General features: G+C 66.2%; 1 protein-coding gene. It reads right to left on the bottom strand.

The genetic code is table 11. From position 1 onward, the window contains the following. The coding region (locus tag ACI5FR_RS33780) for a hypothetical protein (protein WP_405462758.1) at positions 1–4512 on the bottom strand (4512 nt) is incomplete at both ends.

Below are 4512 nucleotides of genomic sequence, written 5' to 3'. Positions count from 1 at the left end.
GCTCCCACCGAGCCTTCCGCCAAGTGATTGGTGCCCACGGCTCCATCCGCCAATTGGGCGGCTCCCACCGAGCCTTCGGCTAAATGGTTGGCGCTCACGGCACCATCCGCCAATTGGGCGGCTCCCACCGAGCCTTCCGCCAAGTGATTGGTGCCCACGGCTCCATCCGCCAATTGGGTGGCTCCCACCGAGCCTTCGGCCAAGTGGTTCGCACTTACAGCACCGTCCGCCAATTGGGCGGCTCCCACCGCTCCTTCCGCCAAGTGATTGGCGCTCACGGCTCCATCCGCCAACTGGGCTGCGCCTACTGAGCCGGCTGCCAGGTGGCGGGTGCTTACGGCACCCTCAGCCAATTGATCCGCCCCTACGGAGCCAGCACTTAGATGGCTTGAGGTCACGGCGCCTTCGGCCAACTGTGCGGAACCGACCGACTCGTCGGCGAGTTGGGCCGATTGTACGGAGCCCGCTCTCAGGTGACGAGTACCGACGGACCCTTCCGCCAGTTCCGAGGAACCGATGGACCCCTCCGCCACATGCGGGGACCCGATGGACTCTACCGCGAGCTGCACGGATCGAATGACATCCGCACTTAAGTGTCTCAGGTCGACAGTCCCTTCGGCCAACTGTGACGAGCCGACCGATCCCGCGCTCAGGTGGCTGGCGGTCACGGCACCCTCAGCCAGCTGTTGTGAGCCCACGGAGCCGGCAGCCAGCTGGGCGGATTGTACGGAGCCCGCACTCAAGTGGCGCGCCTCGATGGCGCCTTCCGCCAACTGCGAGGAACCGACCGATCCCGCGCTCAGGTGGCTCGCGTTCACGGCACCCTCCGCCAGCTGTTGCGGGCCTACAGAGCCGGCAGCCAGCTGGGCGGATTGGACGGAGCCCGCACTCAAGTGGCGTGCCTCAATGGCGCCTTCCGCCAACTGCGAGGAACCGACCGATCCCGCGCTAAGGTGGCTCGCGTTCACGGAGCCCTCCGCCAGCTGTTGCGGGCCTACAGAGCCGGCAGCCAGCTGGGCGGATTGAATGGAGCCCGCACTCAAGTGGCGCGCCTCGATGGCGCCTTCCGCCAACTGTGCGGAACCGACCGATCCGGCGCTCAGGTGGCTCGCATTCACGGAGCCCTCCGCCAGCTCGGAAGAGCCGATCGACCCCGGGCAAATCTCCGCTTCCTGCGGGCCGTGCTCCGCCAATACGGTGATTAAGGCCATCTTCAGGTGATGCGGCTGGATGGCGCCCGGCTGGATATGCTCGCTGCCGATGGAGCCGGGAGCCAGCTTTTCACCCGTAATCGAGACCGGCGCCAGCTTCTCGGCCGTTACGGCCTCGTCCTGCAGCATCGCCGTCGCCACGCTGTTCTCCTGCAGATGCTCCTCGCCGATCGCCTGGTCGGAAATGTGCCGCGATTCGATCGTCTCGTTCATCAGGTGGTCACCGGTAATCGTATGCAACGCCAGCTTCTCGCCCGTCACCGCGGCATCGGCCAGATGCTCCGATGCTACGGAGCCCGCTTTGAGGTGGGACCCGCTAACCGCGCCTGCAGCCAGATGGTCCGTATGCACAAGACCGGCATCCAGATGGTGAGACTTGATGACCCCGGCTTGCAGATGATAGCCGTGCACCGACTCGGGCAGGAGATGTTCCGCGCCTACGCTTTCGGCTGCCAGCTTAACTCGGGTCACTCCGCCGTCCGCCAATTTCTCGACCGTCACAGACGCGTTCTGCAGCTGCGCCGTTCCGACCGAGTCCGGGTTCAAGTGGCGCCCGCTCACCGAGCCTTCAGCCAGCTTCAGTTCCGTCACCGCACCGTCGGCCAGCTTTTCGCCCGTTACGGTCGAATCCAGCAGCTGCGCCGTTCCCACGGAATCCGGGTTCAAATGCCAACCGCTCACCGAACCTTCAGCCAGCTTCGATCCCGTCACCGCACCGTCGGCCAGCTTTTCGCCCGTTACGGCGAAGTTCAGAAGCTGCGCCGTTCCGATCGAATCCGGGTTCAAGTGCCAACCGCTTACCGAGCCTTCAGCCAGCTTCGTTCCCGTCACCGCACCGTCGGCCAGCTTTTCGCCCGTTACGGCCGAATCCAACAGCTGCGCCGTTCCCACGGAATCCGGGTTCAAGTGCCGACCGCTCACCGAGCCTTCGGCCAGCTTCGTTCCCGTCACCGCACCGTCGGCCAGCTTTTCGCCCGTTACGGCCAAGTCCAGAAGCTGAGCCGTTCCGACCGAATCCGGGTTCAAGTGGCGCCCGCTCACCGAGCCGTCCGCCAGATGCTCTTCGTGTACGCTCTGCCCGGCCAAGTGATTCGCCTTCACAGCTCCAGCGGCCAAATTCACGCCGGTCACGGCTCCCGTTTTCAGCGAATCGGTCCCGATAGACTCCGGTGCAAGCTTTGCCCCTGTCACGCTGCCGTCCGCCAAATGTTCCGCATTCAGGATGCCTTCTTCCAGGTGGTACCCTTTGATCAGCCCCGATTGCAAATGGTAACCATAGATCGCTTCCGGACACAGATGTTCGGCTCCCACACTTTCGTACGCCAGCTTAGGTCCGGTCACCGCGCCGTCCGCCAGCTTCCGCTCGGTGACGGCTGAGTCCAGAAGTTGGTCCGTTCCGACCGTTTCCGGATTCAAATGGTGCCGGCTTACCGAGCCCTCTGCCAGCTTCTCCCCGGTTACGGCCCCGTCCGCCAGCTTTTCTCCCGTGATCGCCAAGTCCCGAAGCTGCGCCGTTCCGACCGAATCCGGGTTCAGATGGCGCCCGCTTACCGAGCCGTCCGCCAGCTTCTCCCCGGTCACCGCACCTTCCGCCAGTTTGCCCTCCGTAACCGCCGCGTCCAGGAGCTGGGCCGTTCCGACCGAGTCCGGGTTCAGGTGGCGCCCGCTCACCGAGCCGTCCGCCAGCTTCTCCCCGGTCACCGCACCTTCCGCCAGCTTTCCTTCCGTAACCGCCGCGTCCAGCAGCTCCGCCGTTCCGACCGAATCCGGGTTCAGGTGGCGTCCGCTCACCGAGCCGTCCGCCAGCTTCTCAGCCGTCACCCCGCCGTCCGCCAGCTTTTCCCCCGTAACCGCCGCGTTCAGCAGGTGGGCCGTTCCGACCGTTTCCGGGGTCAAGTGGCGCCAGCTCACCGAGCCGTCTCCCAGCTTCGTCCCGCTCACCGCGCCGTCCGCCAGCTTCTCTACCGTAATCGCCAAGTCCTGGAGCTGCGCCGTTCCGACGGATTCCGGATTCAAGTGGCGATTGCTTACGGAACCTTCCGCCAGATGCTCCTCCCGGATCGCTTGCTCGGTCAAGTGCTTCGAGAGCACGGCTCCCTCCGCCAGCTTCGAGCTGGTCACGGCGTCCGGTTTCAGCGCATCGGTCGCGATGGATTCCGGCTGCAGCTTTGCCCCCGCCACGCTGCCGTCCGCCAAGTGGCTCGAATTCAGGATGCCTTCTTCCAGGTGGTACCCTTTGATCAGCCCGGGCTGCAGATGGTAGCCGTAGATCGATTCCGGGCGCAGATGTTCGGCCCCTACGCTTTCGAACGCGATCTTCGGTCCGGTTATCGCGCCATCGGCCAGCTTGCTCTCCGTTACCGCCGAATCCTGCAGCTCGATGGGCCCGATAATCCCCTGGCGCAGATGCCATTGCCCGATCGATCCGGAAGCGAGATGGTGCGGGAGGACGCTCCCTTCGGCCAGCAAATCCGAGTGGATGGCGCCTTCCGCCAGCTTGGAGCTCGTGATCGCCCGGTCCTCGAGCTGATCGGTGCCGATGATGCCGGGCTGCAGCTTCTCCCTCAGAATGGCGCCCCCCGAGATGTGCTCGGCGGTGAAGATGTTCGGCTCCAGGTGGTAGCCCTTGATCGTCCCGGACTTGATATGGTACCCCTGTACGGATTCATGCCGCAAGTGCTTGCTCGAGATCGATTCGGAGGCGATCTTGTCGCCCGTCACCGCCCCGTACGCGAGCTGCTCCCCCGTCACCGCTTGCGGACGCAGCTTCTCCGTCGTCACGGCGCCGTTCGCGAGGTGGCCGGTTCCCACGGCGCCCTCCGCGACATGCTCGGCGTGTACCGCTTCCGTGGAGAGGTGACCCGCCGCGACCGATCCGGCGGCGAGCGCCGCCCCGCCCACGCTGCCGTCGGCGAGATGCTCCGCCGCTACGACCCCGGGGGCGAGCGTATCGCCGCGCACACTGCCGGCGGCGAGATGCCCCGCCGACACCGCGCTCGCGGCGAGATGCTCGCCGTGCACCGCTCCCGCGGCGAGATGCTCGCCGCGCACCGATTCGGCGGCGAGATGCTCCGCCGACACCGCTCCCGCGGCGAGGTGCTCGCCGCGCACCGATTCGGCGGCGAGGTGACCCGCCGACACCGCTCCCGCGGCGAGGTGCTCGCCGCGCACCGATTCGGCGGCGAGATGCTCCGCCGACACCGCTTCCGCGGCGAGATGCTCGGCGCGCACCGATTCGGCGGCGAGGTGACCCGCCGACACCGCTCCCGCGGCGAGGTGCTCGCCGCGCACCGATTCGGCG

It is taken from the genome of Paenibacillus sp. HJGM_3 (assembly GCF_045062745.1).
Lineage (GTDB): Bacteria > Bacillota > Bacilli > Paenibacillales > NBRC-103111 > Paenibacillus_AA.
The sequence above is the reverse complement of the archived record's forward strand: the minus strand, read 5'-3'. Positions and strand labels throughout refer to the sequence as shown.